The sequence below is a fragment of the Exiguobacterium sp. SL-9 genome, from assembly GCF_004336985.1.
GTDB lineage: Bacteria > Bacillota > Bacilli > Exiguobacteriales > Exiguobacteriaceae > Exiguobacterium.
On sequence record NZ_SJUO01000006.1, the window covers coordinates 1 to 22,329 of the forward strand.

General features: G+C 51.4%; 25 protein-coding genes, 2 tRNA genes and 3 rRNA genes. 21 read left to right on the forward strand and 9 right to left on the reverse strand.

The window, feature by feature from the left end; genetic code table 11:
* From EVJ34_RS13495 to EVJ34_RS13525, 7 genes are all read left to right on the forward strand, one after another.
* Nucleotides 1–121: ribosomal RNA gene (locus EVJ34_RS13495) — 23S ribosomal RNA — on the forward strand; the annotation flags it as partial.
* Between the two features lie 58 nt (nt 122–179).
* Nucleotides 180–295 (forward strand): 5S ribosomal RNA (gene rrf, locus EVJ34_RS13500).
* Nucleotides 296–385: 90 nt separating this feature from the next.
* Nucleotides 386–501, forward strand: a 5S ribosomal RNA gene (rrf, locus tag EVJ34_RS13505).
* A gap of 109 nt (nt 502–610) precedes the next feature.
* Nucleotides 611–1,483 carry a GNAT family N-acetyltransferase gene (locus EVJ34_RS13510; protein WP_131485939.1) on the forward strand — a complete coding sequence of 291 codons (873 nt, stop codon included), beginning with the start codon at nt 611–613 and terminating at the stop codon, nt 1,481–1,483.
* The gene (locus EVJ34_RS13515) at nt 1,476–2,414 is read left to right on the forward strand and encodes a coiled-coil domain-containing protein (protein ID WP_131485940.1); all 939 of its coding nucleotides are present in this window, start codon (nt 1,476–1,478) and stop codon (nt 2,412–2,414) included. Before EVJ34_RS13510 ends, EVJ34_RS13515 begins: the two co-directional genes overlap by 8 nt.
* Nucleotides 2,415–2,574: 160 nt before the next feature.
* The gene (locus EVJ34_RS13520; RefSeq protein WP_131485941.1) at nt 2,575–3,204 is read left to right on the forward strand and encodes a uridine kinase family protein; all 630 of its coding nucleotides are present in this window, start codon (nt 2,575–2,577) and stop codon (nt 3,202–3,204) included.
* Nucleotides 3,201–3,392 (forward strand): hypothetical protein, encoded by a 192-nt coding sequence (locus EVJ34_RS13525; protein WP_131485942.1) that lies wholly within the window; start codon nt 3,201–3,203, stop codon nt 3,390–3,392. Before EVJ34_RS13520 ends, EVJ34_RS13525 begins: the two co-directional genes overlap by 4 nt.
* A gap of 15 nt (nt 3,393–3,407) precedes the next feature.
* On the opposite strand, the gene EVJ34_RS13530 is transcribed toward EVJ34_RS13525, so the two are convergent.
* The gene (locus EVJ34_RS13530) at nt 3,408–4,190 is read right to left on the reverse strand and encodes a sporulation protein (protein ID WP_131485943.1); all 783 of its coding nucleotides are present in this window, start codon (nt 4,188–4,190) and stop codon (nt 3,408–3,410) included.
* Between the two features lie 139 nt (nt 4,191–4,329).
* Between EVJ34_RS13530 and EVJ34_RS13535 the strand changes: the two genes are divergently transcribed.
* The 7 genes from EVJ34_RS13535 (at nt 4,330) to EVJ34_RS13565 (ending at nt 7,770) form a co-directional block, all read left to right on the forward strand.
* Nucleotides 4,330–4,406: transfer RNA gene (locus EVJ34_RS13535), tRNA-Met, on the forward strand.
* A 25-nt stretch (nt 4,407–4,431) separates the two neighbouring features.
* Nucleotides 4,432–4,508 (forward strand) — tRNA-Met (locus EVJ34_RS13540).
* 105 nt (nt 4,509–4,613) lie between these two features.
* Nucleotides 4,614–5,063, forward strand: a complete 450-nt coding sequence (gene tsaE, locus EVJ34_RS13545; RefSeq protein ID WP_131485944.1) for a tRNA (adenosine(37)-N6)-threonylcarbamoyltransferase complex ATPase subunit type 1 TsaE — start codon at nt 4,614–4,616, stop codon at nt 5,061–5,063.
* Entirely contained in the window at nt 5,060–5,716 is a 657-nt protein-coding gene (tsaB, locus tag EVJ34_RS13550; protein WP_131485945.1) for a tRNA (adenosine(37)-N6)-threonylcarbamoyltransferase complex dimerization subunit type 1 TsaB, read from the forward strand. Before tsaE ends, tsaB begins: the two co-directional genes overlap by 4 nt.
* Nucleotides 5,709–6,194, forward strand: coding sequence for a ribosomal protein S18-alanine N-acetyltransferase (gene rimI / locus EVJ34_RS13555; RefSeq protein WP_131485946.1), 486 nt, complete (start codon nt 5,709–5,711; stop codon nt 6,192–6,194). Before tsaB ends, rimI begins: the two co-directional genes overlap by 8 nt.
* Entirely contained in the window at nt 6,166–7,188 is a 1,023-nt protein-coding gene (tsaD, locus tag EVJ34_RS13560; protein WP_131485947.1) for a tRNA (adenosine(37)-N6)-threonylcarbamoyltransferase complex transferase subunit TsaD, read from the forward strand. Before rimI ends, tsaD begins: the two co-directional genes overlap by 29 nt.
* A 15-nt stretch (nt 7,189–7,203) precedes the next feature.
* Complete coding sequence (locus tag EVJ34_RS13565; RefSeq protein WP_131485948.1) at nt 7,204–7,770, forward strand: hypothetical protein; 567 nt, start codon at nt 7,204–7,206, stop codon at nt 7,768–7,770.
* A 46-nt stretch (nt 7,771–7,816) separates the two neighbouring features.
* Here the strand turns inward: EVJ34_RS13565 and EVJ34_RS13570 are convergent, their stop codons facing one another.
* On the reverse strand, nt 7,817–8,800 hold the full coding sequence (locus EVJ34_RS13570; RefSeq protein WP_131485949.1) for a zinc-binding dehydrogenase: 984 nt from the start codon (nt 8,798–8,800) through the stop codon (nt 7,817–7,819).
* Nucleotides 8,801–8,912: 112 nt separating this feature from the next.
* Between EVJ34_RS13570 and EVJ34_RS13575 the strand changes: the two genes are divergently transcribed.
* Nucleotides 8,913–9,776, forward strand: coding sequence for a LysR family transcriptional regulator (locus EVJ34_RS13575; RefSeq protein WP_131485950.1), 864 nt, complete (start codon nt 8,913–8,915; stop codon nt 9,774–9,776).
* A 27-nt stretch (nt 9,777–9,803) separates the two neighbouring features.
* On the opposite strand, the gene EVJ34_RS13580 is transcribed toward EVJ34_RS13575, so the two are convergent.
* From EVJ34_RS13580 to EVJ34_RS13600, 5 genes are all read right to left on the reverse strand, one after another.
* A complete protein-coding gene (locus EVJ34_RS13580) occupies nt 9,804–10,967 on the reverse strand; it encodes an iron-containing alcohol dehydrogenase (protein ID WP_131485951.1) in 1,164 nt (387 codons plus the stop codon).
* Nucleotides 10,968–10,970: 3 nt separating this feature from the next.
* Nucleotides 10,971–11,264 (reverse strand): putative quinol monooxygenase, encoded by a 294-nt coding sequence (locus EVJ34_RS13585; protein ID WP_131485952.1) that lies wholly within the window; start codon nt 11,262–11,264, stop codon nt 10,971–10,973.
* Nucleotides 11,265–11,348: 84 nt separating this feature from the next.
* Complete coding sequence (locus tag EVJ34_RS13590; RefSeq protein WP_131485953.1) at nt 11,349–12,011, reverse strand: type 1 glutamine amidotransferase domain-containing protein; 663 nt, start codon at nt 12,009–12,011, stop codon at nt 11,349–11,351.
* 143 nt (nt 12,012–12,154) lie between these two features.
* Nucleotides 12,155–12,562, reverse strand: a complete 408-nt coding sequence (locus EVJ34_RS13595) for a hypothetical protein (protein WP_201739955.1) — start codon at nt 12,560–12,562, stop codon at nt 12,155–12,157.
* Nucleotides 12,559–14,460, reverse strand: a complete 1,902-nt coding sequence (locus tag EVJ34_RS13600) for an ABC-F family ATP-binding cassette domain-containing protein (protein ID WP_131485954.1) — start codon at nt 14,458–14,460, stop codon at nt 12,559–12,561. The genes EVJ34_RS13595 and EVJ34_RS13600 overlap by 4 nt, the downstream gene beginning before the upstream one ends.
* 149 nt (nt 14,461–14,609) lie before the next feature.
* Between EVJ34_RS13600 and EVJ34_RS13605 the strand changes: the two genes are divergently transcribed.
* The 6 genes from EVJ34_RS13605 (at nt 14,610) to EVJ34_RS13630 (ending at nt 21,001) form a co-directional block, all read left to right on the forward strand.
* Nucleotides 14,610–15,266, forward strand: a complete 657-nt coding sequence (locus EVJ34_RS13605; RefSeq protein ID WP_029596207.1) for a redox-sensing transcriptional repressor Rex — start codon at nt 14,610–14,612, stop codon at nt 15,264–15,266.
* Nucleotides 15,266–15,484, forward strand: a complete 219-nt coding sequence (locus EVJ34_RS13610) for a twin-arginine translocase TatA/TatE family subunit (RefSeq protein ID WP_131485955.1) — start codon at nt 15,266–15,268, stop codon at nt 15,482–15,484. The genes EVJ34_RS13605 and EVJ34_RS13610 overlap by 1 nt, the downstream gene beginning before the upstream one ends.
* A gap of 3 nt (nt 15,485–15,487) precedes the next feature.
* Nucleotides 15,488–16,276: a twin-arginine translocase subunit TatC gene (gene tatC, locus EVJ34_RS13615; RefSeq protein ID WP_131485956.1), complete on the forward strand. Its 789-nt coding sequence runs from the start codon at nt 15,488–15,490 to the stop codon at nt 16,274–16,276.
* Between the two features lie 142 nt (nt 16,277–16,418).
* Entirely contained in the window at nt 16,419–19,064 is a 2,646-nt protein-coding gene (locus tag EVJ34_RS13620) for a hypothetical protein (protein ID WP_131485957.1), read from the forward strand.
* A gap of 104 nt (nt 19,065–19,168) precedes the next feature.
* The gene (locus tag EVJ34_RS13625) at nt 19,169–19,462 is read left to right on the forward strand and encodes a YesK family protein (protein ID WP_161568921.1); all 294 of its coding nucleotides are present in this window, start codon (nt 19,169–19,171) and stop codon (nt 19,460–19,462) included.
* A 192-nt stretch (nt 19,463–19,654) separates the two neighbouring features.
* Nucleotides 19,655–21,001 (forward strand): FAD-dependent oxidoreductase, encoded by a 1,347-nt coding sequence (locus tag EVJ34_RS13630; RefSeq protein ID WP_131485959.1) that lies wholly within the window; start codon nt 19,655–19,657, stop codon nt 20,999–21,001.
* A 31-nt stretch (nt 21,002–21,032) separates the two neighbouring features.
* Here EVJ34_RS13630 and EVJ34_RS13635 read toward each other — a convergent pair whose 3' ends face one another.
* Both EVJ34_RS13635 and EVJ34_RS13640 read right to left on the reverse strand, forming a co-directional pair.
* Nucleotides 21,033–21,215, reverse strand: a complete 183-nt coding sequence (locus EVJ34_RS13635; RefSeq protein WP_131436749.1) for a PspC domain-containing protein — start codon at nt 21,213–21,215, stop codon at nt 21,033–21,035.
* Nucleotides 21,216–21,299: 84 nt separating this feature from the next.
* The gene (locus EVJ34_RS13640; protein ID WP_131436751.1) at nt 21,300–22,235 is read right to left on the reverse strand and encodes an ABC transporter substrate-binding protein; all 936 of its coding nucleotides are present in this window, start codon (nt 22,233–22,235) and stop codon (nt 21,300–21,302) included.
* Between the last annotated feature and the right edge of the window lie 94 nt (nt 22,236–22,329).

The window sequence follows — 22,329 nt, forward strand, 5'->3', positions numbered from 1 at the left end:
TGAGATTTCCCTTTGAGCAATCAAGAAAGACCCCTCAGAGACGATGAGGTAGATAGGTCATGGGTGGAAGCACGGCGACGTGTGGAGCTGAATGATACTAATCGGTCGAGGCTTTGATCTAGTCTAATGGTTTGTATGAATTGATGAGTCTTCAGTTTTGAGAGAACAATCTCTCGATGTCTGGTGGCGATGGCGAAGTGGTCACACCCGTTCCCATGCCGAACACGGAAGTTAAGCACTTCAGCGCCGAAAGTAGTTGGGGGTCTCCCCCTGTGAGGATAGGACGTTGCCAGGCCAACGCGAAGGACGATCAAGCATCTGCTTGGTCGTTCTTTTTTCATAAAAGTGTTGACGAATTATATATATAATGTTAATATAATAATTGTCTAGTGGCGATAGCGAAGTGGTCACACCCGTTCCCATGCCGAACACGGAAGTTAAGTACTTCAGCGCCGAAAGTAGTTGGGGGTCTCCCCCTGTGAGGATAGGACGTTGCTAGGCCAACGCGAAGGACGATCAAGCATCTGCTTGGTCGTCCTTTTTTGTCGTTCTCCTTGAAACTTTTCATGCATTCTTCTCGTATGAAGAGACAGAAGAGGGGGAGTCAAGTATGCTAATCCGTGAAGCGACCGTCTCAGACCATAAAGTGTTCACTGAGGTTTCACGAGCGAGTTTTAAACAAGAGGCAGATCGTCTCCGGCTACCATATCGTGACCTCAATATTGAGCCACCCGGCTATGATAATGAATCGATGAATCGTTATTTGATTGAGCAGCTGACCTGTTATGTAATCGAACTTGATGGACAGGTAATCGGTGGAACCGTTGTGACATTGACCGGACAGGAGTATGGTCGAATCGATCGTATGTTTATCCATCCCGAGCAGCAAGGACGAGGAATAGGGAAACGCGCGCTACAATTGATCGAGGAACTTCATCCGACTATACGAATCTGGGAGTTGGAGACGTCAGCAGCCCAACCTAACAATGTCGCATTTTATCGCGCTGCCGGTTACCAGTCTGTCTTCGAGTCGGACGAGGAAGTCTGTTTCATCAAACGAGTAAAGCGACCCGTAGATGAAGCAATCACATTTCGATATGAAGAGCGCTCCATCAAAGGTGCCCAAGCGTATGGGGTGGATGCGAGCCAACTTGCCATCACGAATAGTAACATCTCGGAACTACGGGCCAGCAATTGTAATTTCACGAGGAGTCAGTTCCGAAATATCAATTTCCGAGAATCTGAGTTCGATGACTTAAATCTATCCGGCTCCCAGTATCGGTTCGTTACCATGTTCGAGTCGGGACGGCCGACGACGTTCTTCCACACAAACCTGACGAGCACGATTATGAAGAACTGTCGGCTCGATGGTATGCAAATCGAAGACTCATCGATTGACGGCTTGACGATTGATGGGGTACACATCAAAGACCTGTTAGAACATTATCGAAAAGAAACTGGAGGAATGAAACGTTATGAGTGATCTCTACCAAACCCAACACGACTTACAACAACAGATGGCAGAACGGGACCGACTCGCCCGAAAATTAAAAACACTCGACAAGCAAATTGCCGAACACGAAGCTGTACGAAAGCAACTTCTCAATTCGTTTACGAAGGAACAGCGCGATGTCTATGACTTAGATTCATTCTCGCTCGTCAAAGCATGGCGTAAGCTAAGGGGAACATTCAACGAACAAAAAACGATTGAATTAGAAGAGGCGGCCCGGGCCGAATTGAAGTTACGGGAACATGAGGCAATGGTAGATGAGTTGGCGCTTGAGCGTCGTGACTTATATGAAACGTTTGAGACGTATCATGGAATCGACGCAAAATGGGAGACTTTCCTAAAAGAGAAGGAAACGCATTTGAAGCAAGATTCTACTGTTCGGGAAGAATTATATCGACTCACGGATCAACAGGTAAAAATGAATGAGGTGCTTGTTGAATATAAAGAAGCCATCGGTGCTGGAAATTCAGCACGGACGGCCATCTCAAGAACACTGAAACATCTCGACAGTGCGAAAGGTTGGTCGACATATGATACGTTCTTTGGAGGAGGATTGATTGCGACAGCGATGAAACATGATGCCATCGATGCTTCAGAGCGGAAGATGCATGAACTTCAAGCCGCACTCGAGCGCTTCTCGCGGGAGTTGGCTGATGTGAAAGGCGTCGTCAGCGGCTTACACATCGAACGTGGGTCACTCATTCAGTTCGCAGACTATTTCCTCGACGACATTTTCTCGGAATGGACGATGCACGGACGAATCAATGATTCACTTGATAAAGTGAACGGGCTCGATCGTGAAATCGCTAAACTGATTGAGAAAATGGAGAGAGAAGTTGAACGATTGGAGCGACAACTCGAAGCGACCGAAACGAAACGCCAACAGCTCATCCTCACGCGATGAGCTGTTGGTCATTCTGATTATTTCGGGACGATGACGCCAGAGCCGACGTGAACAAGACGATTCGTTGTGATGGGTCAAGCTGTGGATGACAATATGGACAAGTAGACATCGGATGAGTACACTTCCTTTCAATATGAAGTGTACCAAAAGGGGGATTCAAATGAATGAGTTGATCGATTATATCGTCGACGAAGTCGGGCAAGAAAGACATACAATTATCGGGATTTCAGGACACGGGGGTGCCGGGAAGTCGACGCTCGCAGACGCTTTGCGTGTACGCCTCGCGGACGTGAACTATATCAATACCGACCCATACATCACGGATTCGACGTTACGGAAGAGTGCGATGCTCAACTATACGGTCGACGGAACACCACATCACTATAAAATGACGGCCTGTCATCCGGCGGCGCATCACTTGCTGTCACTCGAGCGTGATGTCCGGATGGTACGGGAAGGCATCGGCTTTTATACGATTGATGTCCCATATCTTGAACGGAAATGGATCAATCCAGCAAAACAAATCACGATTATCGAAGGGATGAGCGTCGCGTTCCTCGAACCCCACTATTTCGATGTATCGGTCTATTTGTATACGAATAGCGATAAAGAGTTCGAACGCCGTTCCGTCAGAGACGTCCAAGAGCGAGGGATGGACCTGGCGTATTTGAAAGCCTCGCACGACGAGCGTCGGCTTCAGTACGAACTGTTCATGCATCCGCATCGTGAGAAGTTCCAGGTGGTCGTGAACACGAGTGGAGATGAATGGGTAAAGGATGTGACGTTGTGAAAAAACCAATCATATGGGTGATAGGTAGTTCCATTCTGGTGTTTGTGTTCATGGCCACTCAATTGTTATTTCCGATTACGTTTCAAGAATTTATCGCCATTCTCATCGCATCTGTTGTTTTGGGCATTGTTCCCGGTGTAATTGCCTCGATGTTGCATCAATTTATAACCACGAAAAAAGACAAATGAGATACGTAGCCCCGCTCATGATGAGCGGTGACTACGTAATGTTTCTTGAATCCCGAGTCCGAGACGGTCTTGTTCTCGTTCGAGTTGATCCCACGTGAGTGAGCGATGGCGCAACGTGACGTCGTTGGCGATGGACTCGAGTGTCCGTTGTTTTTCGATGTTGTCGAGCCAGTAATAGACGTCGACCCCATCTTCATCGATGCGCCAAAACGATTTTACGACTTCGAACTCGTCGGCCCAATCACCCACCGGTTTAAATCCGTACTTCTCGACGAACGGATACGGTCGTTCTTCCCCGAGCGGGTCGATGACGTTACGGACGAACATGAGCTCGAGACCGGCGTGCTCGGTCGCCTCTAGCAAGCGTTTTAAAGCGGGGAGGGGTTCAACTTCAACGTTCTCAATGACATCGAACCAAACTCGTTTACCGTCCGTGTCCCAAACGGTCGCTTCGACGCTATAAGGGGCCCCGGCAGTCGATGGGGCATACATCGTCAAATCAAACGTGAACGGGATATGCTCTTCAGCACCTGGTTCGAGCACGGCCGTTAGAGGGATTGGAATTTCTTGAAGATCGGCCTCGCGGTTGAACTCGTTTCCTTCGAGCGTGATGTCTTTGAAAGTCGTCAAAAAATTGAGCGTCAACTCTTGCAGCCGCACGACATGTGAAGTGGTGTTCGACACGCGTAACGTTCCATGGACGGTCTCGTTCGGTAGAAACGGTACGGTATGAAAATAGACGGATGCATCCAGTTCGGAAAAGAACCATTTTTTAAAGCGATTACCCCATTTCGACATGACGGTCGCGCCCCTTTTCTCTAGTAAAATACACTCTCTTAATTGTTCCCGAATCCAATTCTCAAAAAACATTTAGAAAAAGGTTGCATTTTATAACTACTTCACTTATTATAGAGGATGTCGAAACAATTCAAACCATCGCGGGGTGGAGCAGTCTGGTAGCTCGTCGGGCTCATAACCCGAAGGTCGTCGGTTCAAATCCGGCCCCCGCAACCAATTTTTATTTAATTTCATATGTCGTCGCGGGGTGGAGCAGTCTGGTAGCTCGTCGGGCTCATAACCCGAAGGTCGTTGGTTCAAATCCAGCCCCCGCAACCAATTTTTTAAATGAGATAGCGAAACGATGACGTTTCGTGTTTTTTTTTGCGTAAAATTGAGTGTACAATGAGTACGTATCGCTAGAACTACTAAAGGAGAAACATCATGTATACATTGATTACCCATTCTGCGGCCGAGACGCAGGCGGTGGCAGAAAAACTCGCCACGCTCGTCCAAGCCGGGACGGTCATAACGTTGAACGGTGACCTCGGTGCCGGGAAGACGACGTTCACCCAAGGCATTGGCAAAGGTCTCGGTGTCACGCGTAATGTCAATAGCCCGACGTTCACGATCATGAAACAGTATCAAGGGCGCTTGCCGCTTTATCATATGGACGTCTATCGTCTCGAAGACACGGGGGACGATATCGGGCTCGAAGAATATATTAACGGGGATGGCGTCGCTATCGTCGAATGGTCGAACTTGATCGAGTCATCGTTGCCGACTGAACGCCTCGCCATCACGATCGAGCGAATCGGGGACGAGGAACGTCAACTGACGTTCGCGCCCGTCGGTGACATGTACGATGCGCTCGTGAAAGAGGTGCTCGCATGAAGCAACTCATGATTGATACGGCAACGACACGTCTGTCTGTCGCCTTGAGCGAACACGGACAGATTCAAGCCGAAGCGACGGTCATGGTGTCTAAAAACCATGCCGTCACGCTCATGCCGATGATCGAACAATTGATGAGCGCTGTCAAATGGACACCGCCCGAGCTTGAACGCATCGTCGTGACGACAGGGCCTGGGTCTTATACGGGCATTCGTATCGGTGTGACGACGGCGAAGACGCTCGCCTACACGCTTCAAATCCCGCTCGTCGGGGTCTCGGCGCTCCGTCTCATGGCGGCGGCCCCGAACACGGAGCTCCCGGTCGTATCGCTCATCGACGCCCGTCGTGGCAATGCGTATATCGGTCATTATCAACAGAACGAGGCCGTTACACCCGACCGTCACGCCTCGGTAACTGCTTGGCTCGAAGCCAATATCACAGGACCGTTCGTCGTCGTCGGCGACGTCGAGCCGTTCCGTGACGTCTTGGCCGCGTATGAGTATACAGAAGCGCCGGCCGCGCATAGTTACGGCCGGGCGAGCGATCTCGTCGCCTTAGGTGAAGTCACGAACGATGTCCACGCGTTTGAGCCCGAGTATCTCCGTCTCGCTGAGGCGGAAGCGAAATGGCTCGAGGGACAGAACAATGGCTGACATTCAAATCCGTCGCATGAACTGGCTCGACGTCGATGAAGTGACCAAAGTCGAGGAAGCCTCGTTCGCCATTCCTTGGACGAAAGAGGCGTTCATGAACGAGATGCTCCGCAATGACCAAGCGATTTACTTCGTCGCTGTCCATGAACGACGCGTCGTCGGTTTCATCGGCGTCTGGCAAATCGTAGACGAGGGGCATATCACGAACATCGCCGTCTTACCGGAGTATCGCGGGCAAGGCATCGGCAACCTGCTCCTGACGCAACTCATCGAATTTGCCCGTTCAAAGTCACTCGCAGCGCTCACACTCGAAGTGCGTGTCTCAAACATCGGTGCCCAAAAGCTGTATGAACAGTTTGGTTTTGAAAATGCGGGACGCCGGAAACGATATTATCAAGACAATAATGAAGACGCCTATATCTACTGGGCGAAGTTAGGAAGTGAAACAGATGGACACATCGCTCATCCTCGCGATTGAGTCGAGCTGTGATGAGACGTCGGTCGCGCTCGTGCGTGACGGTAAGACGCTCTTATCGAACGTCGTCTCGTCGCAGATTGAAAGCCACAAACGGTTCGGTGGGGTCGTGCCCGAGGTCGCCTCGCGCCATCACGTCGAACGAATCACGTACGTCATCGATGACGCCCTTAGTGAAGCCGGTGTGACGATGCAAGACGTCGATGCCGTCGCGGTCACGCAAGGACCGGGTCTCGTCGGGGCACTTCTCGTCGGCATCAGTGCGGCCAAGGCGCTCGCGTTCGCCCATAGTAAACCACTCATCGGCGTGCATCACATCGCCGGACACATCTATGCGAACGAACTCGTCGAAAAGATGGAGTTCCCACTCGTCTGTCTCGTCGTCTCAGGCGGACATACGGAGCTCGTCTACATGCCGGAGCACGGTGTGTTCGAAGTCATCGGTGAGACGCGTGACGATGCGGCCGGAGAAGCATATGATAAAGTCGCGCGGACGCTTAATCTGCCGTACCCAGGTGGACCGGCCATCGACCGTCTTGCGGCCGATGGGGAAGACACGTACAAGTTTCCGCGCGTCCGGCTCGAAGCGGGCAGTTTTGATTTCAGTTTCAGCGGACTCAAGTCGTCGGTCATCAACGCCGTCCATAACGCTGAACAGCGCGGGGAGACGGTCATCCCTGAAAACTTAGCGGCCAGCTTCCAAGCGAGTGTCGTCGAAGTGCTCGTCGAGAAAGCGATTCGTGCCGTGAAAGAAAAAGGCGCGAAGCAGCTACTCGTTGCGGGTGGTGTCGCGGCCAACCGTGGACTCCGTGCCGCGCTTCAAGAAGCGACGGACCGTGAAGGTATCCGCCTCGTCATCCCACCACTCGATCTATGCGGAGATAACGCCGGTATGATTGGTGTCGCGGCGCATCATGCGTATGTGCGCGGAAAGCGCGATACACTAGCGATGAATGCGGTTCCTGGGTTATCCTTAGAAGAGAGCATGACAGTCTAGGGGGAAAATATACAGATGATGAAACGCATAATCATTGGAGGTCTCATCGTACTGCTCGTCGTCGCGACGTTTTTGCAAGTACGGGAGATCATCCGCGCTTATAATATCGCTTATCAAGAAGAAATCGTGCCGGAAGAGACACGCGTTCGCTCACTGACCGATGCAGACTCGCTCGAAGGCATCGGTCGAGTCACGGGTGAGAACACGCTCGTCGAGACGTTGTACGGCTATAAGAGCCTAGACGATCAAGATATCGAGAGTGTCATCGTCGTCGACCGTAACCTCGGCGTTCAGCCGAAAGCGAGCGACGCGTATTACGAGATCGCACCGGGCCGGGAAGCGACCGAAGAGGAAGCGGCCAAGTTCGAGGACATCGTCAACGAGTTTGACAAAGAGCAACTGTTCGCCCAAGTCATCTCGACGCATGAGGCGAAGTATGTGACGAACGACGAAGAGACGCTCACGTTCTACAAAGTGTTCGTCCGCGACGTCGATACAAACGAGTACGTGTTCTTCATCACGGAAGACGGCCTCAAGCTCGACTTCCATACGCGCGGATTCCAACCGCTGCGTTACTTCTAAACAAACCGTCCGACGCTGAGCGTTGGACGGTTTGTTTTTGTATAGATTAAGCCTTCAAATCGGCAATGATTTTTCCGACGACATGGCGTTCGGAAAGTTCGACTAATTTTTCTGGAATGTCAGCAAACGCGATCGTCTCTTGAATCATCGAAGAAATCTCTTTTGCTTCTAAAAGACGCAACATGTGTGAACCGATGCGGACGATATTTGCTTCGCTAATGCGGTCTTGTTGATGATGGATGGCATTCAGTGCGACCTCATGATATGAGATGACCCGAGTAAAAGGCTTAATGATACCAGGCTCTGGTGCGCCGGCGATATGGACAAGGTGTCCATTATAAGCGATGACGTGTAATGAAGCGGTAGCCGTCTCGCGGCCGACTGGGTCAATGACAGCATTGACGCCGTGCCCATCAGTCAACTCCATGACCCGTTGTTGCCAATTTTCTGTCGTATAGTCGATTGCTTCATCTGCACCAAGTTGTTTGACCCAATCGTGGTTGCGTGCTGATGCGGTCGTGATGACCCGCTTGCCTAGATGTTTCGCGAGTTGGATAGCGAATCCGCCCACGCCACCCGCACCGGCGTGGATCAGCACTGTATCAATCGCATTCATAGGTAATTTCTCAAAGATGGCCTGATATGCGGTGAATCCGGCGGTGGGAAGAGCGGCCGCTTCTTGCGTCGAGACGCCGTCTGGGATCGGCACGACCATATGTGCTTTAGCGCGAGTGTACTCAGCGAATCCACCCCATTCGTTCCAGTTGCCATGATAAAGGACACGATCACCGATGCGTACGTCCGTCACATCATCCGCGACGGCTTTGATGGTACCGGCGACGTCTAGGCCGAGGATGTGCGGATAGGACCAGTTCGGATTGCCGTTCGTCGCCGTCTTATAATCGACGGGATTCAGTCCGGCATGTTCTCCTTCAATCAAGACTTCACCAGCACGTAACGTCGGAGTCTCGATTTCTTCAAGTCGCATCGTCTGCCAGGTGTTCGGTTCGTGTAACAGTAAAGCTTTCATATAGAATCTACTCCTTATAAATTTATTTATCGATTAGTCAATGAAATGTTATTTGTCTTATGAATAGCTCTCTTCTATACTGAGGTAAAGAAATAAAAGGGAGTTTACACATATGATTGATTTTGAATGGTATCGCAGTTTTATCCATGTTTACCAACAGCGCTCTGTGTCCGCAGCCGCACGTGTCCGTTTTTTGACACAACCTGCGGTGAGTCAGCATATCGCGGCACTTGAAGCAGAACTTCAAACGTCGCTATTCACACGTGCCCCGAGACAGATGATTCCGACTGACGCAGGAAAAGAGTTATACACGCAAGTCGTTGGACTCATCGATCGGCTCGAGGAGCTATCGCTCGAAATGCGCTATGTCTCAGGCGAATCGACACGACCGGTCTTGAAGTTCGGGGGACCGACCGAATTTGTTACACATGAGGTCATCCCCATGTTGCCGCTCGACATAGCACAATATATCGCCGATTTTGGGATGGTCGACCAACTCATCAAGCGGCTCGCAGATGGCGAGCTCGATTTCGTCATCGCCACAAAACGGATGGATGAACCAGGAATCCAATACGTCCCGATTGCGGATGAGACATTTTTACTTGTCGCACCGAGTGATTGGACGGTGCCGACAGATGAGCTGAAAGAATGGATGGATCGACAGCCATGGATTAGCTACGGGCTGGAATTGCCAATTATTCGTCGTTATTACCAAACCCAATTCGGTGAGCGCCCTGACATTCGTCCTGAGATGGTCTTACCGAACGTCGACGCAATTTTGACTGCCGTTGAGACAAAAAGCGGCATCAGCGTCCTACCGAACTATCTGATTCGGCACGCGCTCGAACGTGGGACGATACAAGTCGTCGCCCCGGACCGTTTTGCGACGAACGTCCTCTATTTGGCGCATCGGACCGAGTCAAAACATGACCCAATCATCAACCAAGTCATAAAAGCACTGAAGGATGAAACATAAAGTAGGACCCTTTGTGGGCCCTACTTTTTATAATGCGTTTTTTAAGATAGCAGCTACATCTTGCTGATGAAGCGGAACGTACTGACCAATCTGTTCAGCCACCATTGCCCGTTTCGCCATCAATTCGAGATGCGTCTCGTCAATCTCATAATCGCTTAGGCGTGACGGGGCACCGATTGATGTCCAGAAGTCTTGTAGCGCCTGAATGGTCTCTTCGACGAGCATGTCATCCGACTTGCCGTTCACTTCGATTCCAAAGACCCGTTCCCCGAGTTGAATAATGCGCTCGGGACGTGTCTTACTGACGTAACGAAGCCATTCCGGGAAGAGGATGGCAAGTCCGCCACCGTGTGGGATATCATAGACGGCAGAGACTGCATGTTCCATCATATGAGTCGCCCAGTCCGTCTTCACTCCCATCGATAACGTACCGTTCAAGGCGAATGTTCCGTTCAACAGCATCGTTTCACGGGCCTCGAAATCATGCAAGTTTTGAACGAGACGAGGCGCAATCTCGATCATTGTACGTAAAATAGACTCACCGAACCGCTCCTGGAGCAGCGCGTTCTCAGAAGCGTGAAAATACTGTTCAAGTACGTGCGACATGATATCGACGATTCCATAGACCGTTTGGTTCGCTGGAACACTTAACGTGTATGTCGGGTCGAGCACGCTGAATTTCGGGTAAGTGAGCGGCGAACCGAAAGAGCGTTTATCTTGTGCCTCCCAGTTCGTGATGACGGCACCACCGTTCATTTCCGATCCGGTCGCTGCAAGTGTCAGCACTGTCCCGATTGGTAACGCATCTTTGACTGGAACTTGTCGTGTCACGATGTCCCACGGATTCCCGTCATATTTTGCACCGGCTGCGATTCCTTTCGCGCAGTCGATGACACTACCTCCACCGACAGCTAAAATTAAATCGATTTCATGTTCATGGACTAAATGAATCCCTTTTTGAACCGTCGTCAGCCGTGGATTCGGTTCGACACCCGAAAGTTCGACGACGTGTGCTCCCGAATCTGACAAGAGAGCGGTCACTTCATCATAAAGACCGTTTGCTTTAATACTACCTCCACCATATAAGAGAAGCACGCGGTCCCCGTATTGGGGGATTTCGGTACGGAGCGATTCGAGTTGTCCTTTCCCGAATAACAGTTTAGTCGGATTGTGATATTGAAAACGTTCCATTGGTCATTCAACCTCCTTGATTTCCTCTAAGTATTGAACATCGCGACTGGAAAGAAGTGATGCTGCTTGTTCACGATATGTTTGATAGTGGGGTGATGCAATATGGGAATCGAGTGCCGTCTTGTCTGTCCATTTCTCATAAAAGACAAATGCATCAGCGTTTCCTTCGACACGATGTAACGTATACGAGACGCAACCTGCCTCGCTGCGAGATGGGGCGACGACTTGACGTAAATGTGTCTCAAGCGCTGATCCAAGACCAGATTTTGCTTGAATCCGAGCTAAAATGGTGATCATCTTGGTTCCTCCTAGGACATAAAACCCGCCTGTTCGAACAGGCGGGTCATCTTCTTTCATCGATTGGCAACGAGAAAGAATGGATTAGTTTAATGTGCCGATGACGGCTTTTGCGACAGCGACTGTCGATTGTGGGTTTTGGCCTGTCACCAAGTTACCGTCGACTTGAACGTTCTCTGTAAAATTGTCAGCGAGTACGATGTTCGCACCGAGCTCACGAAGACGAGTCTCGAGCATGAACGGCATGTAGACATCGAGTCCGGTCGCACGCTCTTCTTCGTCCGTGAACGTCGCAATCGTTTTTCCGTTGACGAGCGGTGTGCCGTCCGAAAGTGTCGCGTTGACGAGTCCGGCTGGTCCGTGGCAGACCGCTGCGACCGTTTTGTTTGCTTCAAACAACGTACGGAGCGCATGGTTCAAAGCATCGCTATGTGGGAGGTCGAACATCGTCCCATGTCCCCCTGGCAAGAAGATGGCATCGAACGAGCTGAAGTCTGTGATTGTTTTCAAGTCAATCGTATCTTTGAGAAGCGGTGCCGTTGCTTGAATCGCTTCCGGTACCTCACCTTCTAAGCTACGTGCGTCGATCGGTGCTTCGCCACCGTTCGGACTCGCGACTGTGATGGTATACCCAGCTTCTTTAAATTCGACATATGCTTCCCCGAATTCAGATAACCAAAGACCTGTCGCATGACCTTCCTTCATTTCATTGGCGTTCGTGACGACCATTAAGACGTGTTTACTCATTGTGAGTTCCTCCTTCAAATTCAACCTGTTGTGTTGCACGAGATTAGAATAACGTGCATCCGAATGAAAAACAAATTAATAAAAATAAGGCTATCGATAAATAAATTTATAGCAAAAAACATCACCTGATGAATCAGGTGATGTCAGTGGTTCTTCATCCGATATGTTTCACGGTGCCATGTGTTAATCCGGCTCACGGCGAAGACGATCAGGGCGAGCATCCACATGAGGAGCGTCGATTGATAGAAGTGTCCCCATACCGAGCCTGGGGTGTAAAAGCTGTGAACGGTCACATCGACCGGCCAGACGACAAAGCGGATAAACAGCGTGCTCATGAGCAGACCGCTCAACAAACTGATGACAATCCCGCTCCACGTCTGGATGATGAAGCCGATGACGACCGGTAAGAAATAAAACAGGAGCGAAGGGACGACGGTCGGTTCGCCCCGAATCAGTTCGGATACGTACTCCGTCCCCGTCGGCACGATATAGGCGAGACCGGTCAGGAAGGCGTGCATCCATTCGATTCGCATCGCACGGAATCGCATCATGAATGGAGCTCCTCCCATTCTGCGTACAGCGCCGTAATTGATTCTTTCGTCGCGTCGGACTCGGTCGACAGTTCTTGCGCCCGGGCGAAGTCGTTGAAGACGTCCGGTTCACACAACAGCTGCTCGATCTCCTCGAGTCGTGCTTCATGCCGCTCGATCGTCAGCTCGATTTCCTCGATCCGCTGTTTCATCCGGCGCTCCTCGCGCTGCTGCTCCTTGTCGGCCCGCTGTTTTTTGACGACGACTTGTTTCGTTTCCTCGCGGGCGAGCCGGGCCAGGTCTTCGAGCTCTTCCTTTTTCTCGACGTAATACGAGTAGTCGCCGAGGTACTCATCGATGCCGCTCGGCGTGATCTCTAAGACGCGCGTCGCGAGCCGGTCGATGAAGTACCGGTCGTGCGACACGAACAGGATCGTACCTGGATAGTCGACGAGGGCGTTCTCGAGAATCATCTTCGAGTCGAGGTCCAAGTGGTTCGTCGGCTCATCCAAGATGAGCAAGTTTGGTTGCTCGAGTTTCAGTTTGGCGAGCGTCAAACGGGCTCGTTCTCCACCCGACAGTTCATGGACGCGTTTCATGACGTCGTCACCGCTGAACAGGAACTGTCCAAGCAGGCTGCGGACTTCTTGTTCGCGCATGAGCGGCCAGTCGTTCCAAATCTCGTCGATGACGCGGTTTTTGTCCGACAAGTTCTGTTGCTCCTGGTCGTAGTAGCCGATCTCGACGCCGGCACCGTAGCGGATGTCGCCGGTAAGGGCCGGCTGTTGTTTCGTCAATACTTTCAAGAGCGTCGACTTGCCGACCCCGTTCGGGCCGACGAGGGCGACTGATTCGCCGCGCTGTAGCTGGAAGCGAAGATGTTGTGCGATTGGTTCCTCATAGCCGATGGCGAGGTCACTGCCGCTCAACACGTCGTTCCCGCTTTGGCGTTTGATCGAGAAGGAGAGGACGGCACTGCGCTCGTCACCGTCCGGCGCTTCCATCCGGTCGACTTTCTCGAGACGCTTGCGGACACTCTGCGCCCGTTTCGTCGTCGTCGCCCGGGCGATGTTGCGTTGGATGAAGTCCTGCATCTTGGCGATCTCTTCTTGTTGCGACTCGAACTGCTTCTTCTCTTGTTCGTAGATGGCGGCTTTCTGTTCGAGGTACTTCGTATAGTTCCCGACGAAGCGGCGGCTTCGATGGCGTGACAGTTCATAGACGACCGATACGACGCGGTCGAGGAAGTAGCGGTCGTGGGAGACGATAAGAACGGCGCCTTTATAGCCGCTCAAATACTTCTCGAGCCAACCGAGCGTCTCGATGTCCAAATGGTTCGTCGGCTCATCTAAGATGAGCAGGTCAGGACTTTGGAGCAGCATCTTCGCCAAGGCGAGACGTGTCCGTTGTCCGCCGGAGAGCGTATCGATGCGGCGTTCGAAGTCGTCCGGATAGAAACGCATCCCGTGAAGGACGGAGCGGATCGTTGCCTCGTACTGATAGCCGCCGCGGTCTTTGAACGTATGTTGTTCTTCATCATAAGATGACAATAAGCGTTCATAGGCGGCCGGGTCGTTCAAGATGCGCTCGGAACCCATGTCTTGCTCCATGCGGCGGAGCGTCTTCTCTTGCTCGATCAAATCGGTGAAGACGGTGAGCATCTCATTCCACATCGTCTCGTTCGACTCTAACCCTGAGTCCTGGGCGAGATAGCCGATGGTGACGTCTTTCGGCTTCATGATATCGCCTGAGTCGTAATTGTATTCCCCGGCGATGACTTTGAGCAGTGTCGACTTACCGGCGCCGTTGCGGCCGACGAGGGCGACGCGTTCGCCTTCTTGAATCTCGAGTTTGACGTTCTCTAAAATCGGCTCGACGCCGAATGATTTCGATAAGTTATTGACTTGCAGTAGGATCAAGTGAAAAAACCCCTTTCTCTCTATTTAGTATACTTTATTTCTTCCCCATTTCAGGTATATTCATTGAGTGGTCATGTGAATTCGTTTACAATCAAGGTGTATGACATTAGATTCGTTTGAAACGCGTCGTAAAAAGGAGGCTCTTTCCGTTGAGTCAAAACGAACCAAAGATTCCGCAAGCGACAGCCAAACGGTTGCCACTATACTATCGGTTTATCCAAAGCCTACATTCATCAGGAAAACAGCGTGTCTCTTCTGCTGAACTGAGCGAGGCGGTCAAGGTCGATTCGGCCACGATCCGTCGCGATTTCTCGTACTTCGGTGCGCTCGGTAAAAAGGGATATGGCTATAACGTACAGTATCTGTTAGACTTTTTCCGTAAGACACTGAATCAAGACGAGATTACGAACGTCGCCTTGGTCGGGGTTGGTCATCTCGGGACAGCTTTCGTCAACTATAACTTTCTTAAAAACAATAACACACATATCGTCGTCGGGTTCGACGCAGACGAGACAAAAGTCGGCACGACGATGTCCGGTGTCCCGATTCATCACGTCGATGAGATGGAACAGATTATGAAGCAAAACAAGATTGACGTCGCCATTTTAACGGTGCCGTCTGCCTATGCACAGCCTGTCGCAGATGATTTGGTCCGCTTCGGCATCAAAGGCATCTTGAACTTCACGCCGGCCAGGCTTACTGTGCCGGACACGGTCCGCGTCCATCATATCGACTTGTCGATCGAACTCCAGTCGCTCATTTACTTTATGCAACACTATCCATCTGCTGAGGGGGTCCATCAATAATGGAATTACTATCATCGTTGCTCATCGTCGGTATTCCTGGGGGAGCAAGTATCTTCATTATCGCCATCGTCGCGCTCATCATCTTCGGGCCGAAGAAATTGCCTGAATTCGGACGCGCCGCCGGACAGACGCTCCGTGAGTTCAAAAATGCCACGAGTGGTATGATGAACGAACATGACGAGAAAGACAAGAAAGAAATTGAGAAGAAAGAGCAGTAAACGATGAGCCATCAACCTGATCAAGAACGGGCACTGTCCGACCACTTGACAGAGCTGCGGAGACGACTGATGCTGTCGGCATTTGTCGTCTTTGCCTTCTTTTTGATCGCTTTGCCGAGTGTCAAATACGTGCTCGCTTATCTGCAGGCGGACCTCGTCGAACGAGGACTCGAGTTGAACGCCTTTGGGGTCGCGGACCCGCTCATGATTTATTTGAACTTGGCGCTCGTCATCGGTCTCGTCGCGGCTGGTCCGTTTCTACTGTATCAACTGTGGGCGTTTGTCGCACCTGGTCTGCATCCGAACGAGCGGAAAGCGACGCTTGCTTACATTCCAATCATTTCGGTTTTATTCCTCGTCGGTTTGGCGTTCGCCTATTATTGGTTGTTCCCGCTCGTCCTCGATATCTCGACGGACCTCGGGCAAGACCTCGGTCTGACACAAATCATCGGGGCGTCGAACTACTTCACGTTCTTGTTGCAACTGACCATCCCATTCGGACTGTTATTCCAGTTACCGGTCGTGACGATGTTCTTGACGCGCATCGGTGTCGTGACGCCGTATTTCCTCTCGAAAATCCGGAAGTACGCCTACTTCGCTTTGTTCGTCGTCGCAGCGTTTATCACGCCGCCGGATTTGACGTCGCACCTCATGGTGTCACTGCCGCTCTTCTTCTTGTACGAGATTAGCTTGTCGATCTCACGCGTGACGTACCGGGGTGTGCTTCGACGTGAGAAAGAGGCGCAAGTGAAAGAACAGATGGATTTGATGAAACAGATGAATGAGAAGTGAACACTACGTCGTGCGACGTGGTGTTTTTTTGTGATTTTAGGGCTATTCAATTTTAAGAAAACGACTTAAAATTAGGAGGGTTAAATCAAAAAATGGATTATTTTTGAAAGTTATGCATTCATAAACAGAAATGAGGAGAGTAATGAAGAAATGGTTATGGAGCATGCTCGTGGTGCTCGTCATGATGGTAGCACCGGGAGTCGAAGTCCGAGCAGAGGATTATGCCAAACCGGAAAGTATTCCGTCAGGAGAAGTCGTAGGAGATAGTGGGTATGTGTGGCGTTCGGGAGATCCGGAGACGCTTGTTCACATCAAGACCGGTGAGGAATATACGTTACCGATTCGCGTGTCTGTTCTTCATAACATTCACGCAATCGGAGACGGTCGATTCATTTTGGAGGGCTGGCAAGAATGGATGGTCTGGAATCCTCACACCGGTTCAAAGACGGTCTTTCCAATTGACGCAGGGAGCGGACTTCATGCGGTCGTAGATATTAATTTGGCAGCAGACACGGTATTGTGGACCGATGACAAGAAGTATGTCACGACATCGCTTTCGGGCAAAATTCTCGGGTCGATTCAGGCGGAAAGTATGTATGAAGCGTATGGACTGCTTGATGATGGAAATGTTCTCGCATTCGTGGACGGTCAAGTGACGAAGCGAACGGTGACGGGTGAGACAATTGAAACACTCGGATCGTATACGGGTCAGGTGAGGGGCGCATCCTCAATCAAGGGATCAAATCAGTGGATTGTAGCAAAAGTAGGGGAATCGGATACACTTTTCATCTTTGATCTCGTAACGAAACAATGGATCGAGAAAGAAGCCCCAAGCGTAAGAAACCTCATATGGAATGACGGCGTCTACTATTTCACGATTCGGAAAATGTACACGACGTTCTATGTTAGTTATAACGTCGCCACAAATGAGTGGCGAGAGGCACCGATTGATGATGTCTTCGTCCAAAAACGTGGATCATGGTACGTCTTTTCTGAGAACCGGTCAGCAGGCTACACGCCCGAGTCATTTTGGAAGGCACCGTGGCAACTGCAGGTCAGTGTGCCGAAAACGACGACTCGCTATGAGGTAGGTCATCCTTACGAGGTTAGCGGAACGACCACACTCGTCGATGGTACGACCTTACCGATTCCAGCGACTGAGTTGACGGCACGTTTAGCCTATCAAGACGACCCGTTCGTTTGGGAGCAAGGGAAACTGACGCTACAGACGAATGAATCGTATGACATGATTTTTAAATGGAGCGATTTTGAGCGACGGTTAGATTTATGGGCATCGAAATATGTGCCGCTCACGCTCGACCCGCCAACCGGTGTCTTAGGCCCGATCAGCGGGAAGACGGCTCCGAACACGCCTGTTTTTGTCAGTGTGACGAAAAACTTGTATCAATCGAACTCATCGGATTCGTTGTTGAACTATCAATCGGCGACGGTCCAATCGGATGAATCGGGACGCTATACGTGGCAACCGGCACGTTGGTTCACACCTGGATCGCGTGTGACTGTGAAAATCGGTAGTGGATCAGGTGTTTACGCCGATCCGATTGAACTTCAAACGGTCAAAGAGATTGAGGACACATCATCGAACGGCATCTCGGTTCTGACGAAAACGGTCACTTCAGGTGTCACGTTGAAAACGACTCCGAACGCCACGGTGGATGTGTTGATTCGCAGTGGGAAATACTACGAGATTTCGAACGAGCAAGCGGATGAAGACGGGCTCATTTCGATTAAAGAGTTTAGTACGATACCTATAGACATTGGAACCAAAGTCTACTTCAAATTAAAAGAGGCACCCGCTTCTGCGTTCCGACTCACAACCGTGGACACAAGAGTGGAACCGCCTGTGTTTTCGTGGACTCGGACACCGTTAATGTATGACAAATCCATCAATATCACATCGAGTACCAATCAGGCCTATCGCATCTATCGGAATGGTACGCATGTGGCGACAACACGCGTCATGCCGTACACGTTCGATACCCCATTGAAGGAAGGAGATGTCATCCTCGTCACACGTTCGAGCGGGGATGCGACGTACGAACTTACGAAGACGGTCCAAGCGTTCACTCCGACGCTCAGTGTAACGGACACGTTGGTGACAAAGACACAAGCGACACTCTCAATCAAAAAGACGAGCACGGCGACGGTGCGTTTCTATGTGAACGACAAACTCGTCTCGGCCAAACGCCTATCGACGACACGTTACACCGTTCCGGCCAAACCGGGGGATCGCGTTCGCGTCAAAGCATCGGTCGGGTCGAAATCACGAGAGGTCTCACTGAGCTTGCCGAAGACGTCGCTCTCGACACTCTCCATCAACGATGAGAAGTCGCTTTGGGTCGGCTACATGATCCCGAATAGCACGGTCACGTTGAAGAACGGTTCGAAAGTATTGGCTACGGGCAAGTCGAGTAGTACTGGACGTGTGACGCTCCGCTTCACGCGGCAGCCGGTCAATGCAACACTTTCGTTGACGAGCCAAAGCGGCACGTTCCGACACACCCAGACGGTGAAAGTGACGACCGGACCGACACCAACGCTCGTGACGACGATTCCATCGAGCGCATCGAAGACACTGAAGGCGACATCGAACGTCTCATACGGTACGTTAACGCTCACACGTGGCTCGACGGTGCTCGCCAAGAAGACGGTAACGGCAACATCGTCAACGCTCAGTTTCGCGCCACAAAAGAAAGGTACGAAATTGACGCTCCGTCTCGTGACGCCGCAAGGCCGAAGTGTGACGAAGACAATTTATGTACGATGAGAAGAAGCCATTCGCGATGATGCGGATGGCTTTTTTCGGAGATGGGGAATGCGGACAGGTCGTGATACGATAGAGTCAATTAAATCATGTCAGGAGGAGAAGCGATGACTTGGGAATACTACGGGGATGCACTCATCATCGTTGGTGTGTTGACGACGATTTTATTGATTACCGGACTGAACTTTTTGAAGTCGCGATTCAGGCGACGACTCGTCTTCTCGCTGACGCTGCTTGTGATGGGCTACGGGATATTCCTTATAGGCCTTGTCTTTGTCCGCGGGTGGGATGGACTAGGTTGGAGTATGATTGGCTTCAGTTTGTACGTGATTGGCCTCGTCACGTATATCGGTGTCGTTATCTATCACTGGATCAAAGCGAGACGCACGACAAATTCATAAGGGAACCGTTCCGGTTGCGGGACGGTTTTTTTGTCGTCACAACGGACGTTCAAACTTTAGACAAAATTACGTGAAGAAGTGAGCAAACAGATTGTCAAACATCCTTGTGAAATAGTACACTAAGTTCAGAAAGTGAATGTGATATTTATCACAATCGTAAACTTGCCAACCACTCAAAGGAGAGACTACCATATGAAAATCGCAGTCATCGGATGTACACACGCAGGAACAGCAGCAGTCAAAGGATTACTCGCCAAGCACGATAATCTTGACATCACCGTCTATGAGCGGAACGACAACGTCAGCTTCCTCTCGTGTGGGATCGCCCTCCACGTCGGCGGTGTCGTCAAACGTGCGGAAGAATTGTTTTACTCGTCACCGACCGAGCTCGAAGAACTCGGCGCGACGATGCGCATGAAACACGACGTGTTGAACATCGATACAGAAGCGAAGACTGTCCATGCCAAAAACCTTGAGACGGGGGAAGACGTGCATGACACGTTCGACCGTTTGATCGTCACAACGGGTTCATGGCCGATCGTCCCGACGCTGCCTGGCATCGAGATGACTGGGATTGAGCTCTGCAAAAACTATGGCCACGCCCAGCGGATCATCGAGCGGGCGAAAGACGCGACGAACATCGCCGTCATCGGTGCCGGCTATATCGGCGTCGAACTCGTCGAAGCGTTCGAAGTGTACGGCAAACACGTCACGTTCATCGATAGTGCCGACCGCATCTTGAACAAGTACCTCGACAAGTCGTTCACGGATCAACTCGAAGTGGACATGACGTCACGCGGCATCGACCTCGAGCTCGGCCAGACGGTCGAAGCGTTCCGTGGGACAGACGGTAACGTTACGCACGTCGTGACCGACAAAGGTGAGTTTGAAGCTGACCTCGTCATCCTTTGTGTCGGATTCCGCCCAAACACGGGACTCCTCGAAGGGAAAGTCGACATGCTCGGCAACGGCGCCATCATCGTCGACGAATATATGCGCACGAGCAACCCGGACGTCTTCGCCGCTGGTGACAGCTGTGCCGTCTATTACAACCCGGCGCGCACACACGCCTACATTCCGCTTGCGACGAACGCGGTCCGCATGGGAACGCTCGTCGCCGAGAACCTCGTCACACCGCGTGTCCGTTATCAAGGCACGCAAGGGACGTCAGGCCTCCGTCTCTATGATTGGAACATTGCTTCGTCAGGTCTCACAGAAGAAGCAGCCGGCTTGTTCGGTCTCGACGTCGAGAGTGTCGTGATTGAAGACGCGTACCGTCCGGAGTTCATGCCTACAGCGGAACCGGTCCAGTTCAAACTCGTCTATGAAGTCGGCACGCATCGCGTCGTCGGTGGACAAGTTCTCTCGAAAGCGGATATGACGCAAGCGGTCAACACGTTGTCGCTCGCAATCCAAAACGAGATGACGGTCGAAGAACTTGCCTACGTCGACTTCTTCTTCCAACCGCACTACAACAAGCCATGGCACTTCATCAACAGTGGTGCGCTCGCGGCGATGAAAGACAAAGTCAACGCATAAAAAAACTCGGGAGCCGCGGCTTCCGAGTTTTTTATAAATAGCGCGGGGCTTCCTTCATCGAATTGGCGAGAATGATATAGATGAGGACGTTTCCCGGTACGATCAAAAAGAGCAGGCGGACACCGAGTGGGGACAAGTCGAAGTATTCAGCGATGCCGCCACAGACGCCCGAGAGTGAGCGGTTCGTGGCAGATTTACGAAGCGGACGTTGCATAAGTAGGGCTCCTCTCTCAACTGTGATATGAAAATTTTACCATATGACAATAGCAAAAAGCGCGCCGATTTGGCGCGCTTTCGCTTATTTCAAGATGGTGACGAGTTCGTCGAGCACTTCGTTGGCTGACAAGACACCGCCTGATGTGTTCCACGTGTCATCGCTCACTTCGGTCACTTCACCGGCCTTGACAGCGTCGAGGTCTTTCCAAAGTTGGTTCGACTGCCACTCTTCGGCTGTCTTCGATCCATCTGCTCCGCCGTATGTGAAGTAGACGATATGGTCGCCATCCATTTCCGGGATGCGCTCCATCGTGATCTCTTCAGCGAACTCGGTGCGGTCTTGTGACGCCGGGCGTTTGATGCCGACGTCGCCCAAGATGACACCTGAGAAGCTGTCCGTGAAGTAGATGCGTGACGCGCCAGGAAGGAAGCGTACGACCGAAAGCTCTTTGTTCACAGCGTCGTCGAGCTCGGTTTTCGTATCTTCGACGTGTTGCTCGTAGTCAGCCAAGACGTCTTTTCCTTTGTCCTCAAGGTTGAGGGCGTTCGCGTAGAGCGCGAAGTTCTCCTGCCAATCACCTTTGAGCGTCTCCGACATGACCGTCGGTGCGATGGCGTTCAACTTGTCATAGATGTTCTCTTGGCGAAGTTTCGTCCCGATGATGAGGTCTGGCTCGAGTTTCGCGATCGCTTCGAGGTTGACCTCGCTCTCCGTCCCGACTTCAGTGACATCGGTCATCTCTGACTCGATGTGTGGGTACCACGGGTCACCGTTCCATGATTTGACGGCGCCGACTTGTTTGACGCCGAGGGCGATGAGCGCCTCGGTCCCTTCGTTCGTCAAGACGACGACACGTTTCGGTTCGACTGGCACTTCAGCCGTACCCATGGCGTGCTCGACCGTGCGCGTTTCTTGATCTGCTGACTCGTTCGAGTTGCTCGTCTCGTCTGACCCGCCGCAAGCAGCAAGGACGACCGTGAGGCAGAGCGTGAGTAGGGCTAACGCAAACTTTTTCATATGTATAAAGTCTCCTCTGATTTGTAAGATTTCCTCCCTGACTATAAGTGATAATGATTCTCACTGTCAACCCCTTTTTCTGGCAGCGAGATTT

Coding starts and splice junctions, on each gene's coding strand:
- EVJ34_RS13590 (WP_131485953.1), bottom strand. CDS start 12,011: ATGAGTAAACACGTCTTAATGGTCGTCACGAACGCCAATGAAATGAAG.
- EVJ34_RS13635 (WP_131436749.1), bottom strand. CDS start 21,215: ATGCAACGTCCGCTTCGTAAATCTGCCACGAACCGCTCACTCTCGGGC.
- EVJ34_RS13630 (WP_131485959.1), top strand. CDS start 19,655: ATGAAAATCGCAGTCATCGGATGTACACACGCAGGAACAGCAGCAGTC.
- EVJ34_RS13530 (WP_131485943.1), bottom strand. CDS start 4,190: ATGTCGAAATGGGGTAATCGCTTTAAAAAATGGTTCTTTTCCGAACTG.
- EVJ34_RS13640 (WP_131436751.1), bottom strand. CDS start 22,235: ATGAAAAAGTTTGCGTTAGCCCTACTCACGCTCTGCCTCACGGTCGTC.
- EVJ34_RS13585 (WP_131485952.1), bottom strand. CDS start 11,264: ATGATCACCATTTTAGCTCGGATTCAAGCAAAATCTGGTCTTGGATCA.
- EVJ34_RS13580 (WP_131485951.1), bottom strand. CDS start 10,967: ATGGAACGTTTTCAATATCACAATCCGACTAAACTGTTATTCGGGAAA.
- EVJ34_RS13510 (WP_131485939.1), top strand. CDS start 611: ATGCTAATCCGTGAAGCGACCGTCTCAGACCATAAAGTGTTCACTGAG.
- tsaB (WP_131485945.1), top strand. CDS start 5,060: ATGAAGCAACTCATGATTGATACGGCAACGACACGTCTGTCTGTCGCC.
- tatC (WP_131485956.1), top strand. CDS start 15,488: ATGAGCCATCAACCTGATCAAGAACGGGCACTGTCCGACCACTTGACA.
- rimI (WP_131485946.1), top strand. CDS start 5,709: ATGGCTGACATTCAAATCCGTCGCATGAACTGGCTCGACGTCGATGAA.
- EVJ34_RS13610 (WP_131485955.1), top strand. CDS start 15,266: ATGGAATTACTATCATCGTTGCTCATCGTCGGTATTCCTGGGGGAGCA.
- tsaE (WP_131485944.1), top strand. CDS start 4,614: ATGTATACATTGATTACCCATTCTGCGGCCGAGACGCAGGCGGTGGCA.
- EVJ34_RS13570 (WP_131485949.1), bottom strand. CDS start 8,800: ATGAAAGCTTTACTGTTACACGAACCGAACACCTGGCAGACGATGCGA.
- EVJ34_RS13620 (WP_131485957.1), top strand. CDS start 16,419: ATGAAGAAATGGTTATGGAGCATGCTCGTGGTGCTCGTCATGATGGTA.
- EVJ34_RS13625 (WP_161568921.1), top strand. CDS start 19,169: ATGACTTGGGAATACTACGGGGATGCACTCATCATCGTTGGTGTGTTG.
- EVJ34_RS13595 (WP_201739955.1), bottom strand. CDS start 12,562: ATGATGCGATTCCGTGCGATGCGAATCGAATGGATGCACGCCTTCCTG.
- EVJ34_RS13575 (WP_131485950.1), top strand. CDS start 8,913: ATGATTGATTTTGAATGGTATCGCAGTTTTATCCATGTTTACCAACAG.
- EVJ34_RS13565 (WP_131485948.1), top strand. CDS start 7,204: ATGATGAAACGCATAATCATTGGAGGTCTCATCGTACTGCTCGTCGTC.
- tsaD (WP_131485947.1), top strand. CDS start 6,166: ATGGACACATCGCTCATCCTCGCGATTGAGTCGAGCTGTGATGAGACG.
- EVJ34_RS13520 (WP_131485941.1), top strand. CDS start 2,575: ATGAATGAGTTGATCGATTATATCGTCGACGAAGTCGGGCAAGAAAGA.
- EVJ34_RS13515 (WP_131485940.1), top strand. CDS start 1,476: ATGAGTGATCTCTACCAAACCCAACACGACTTACAACAACAGATGGCA.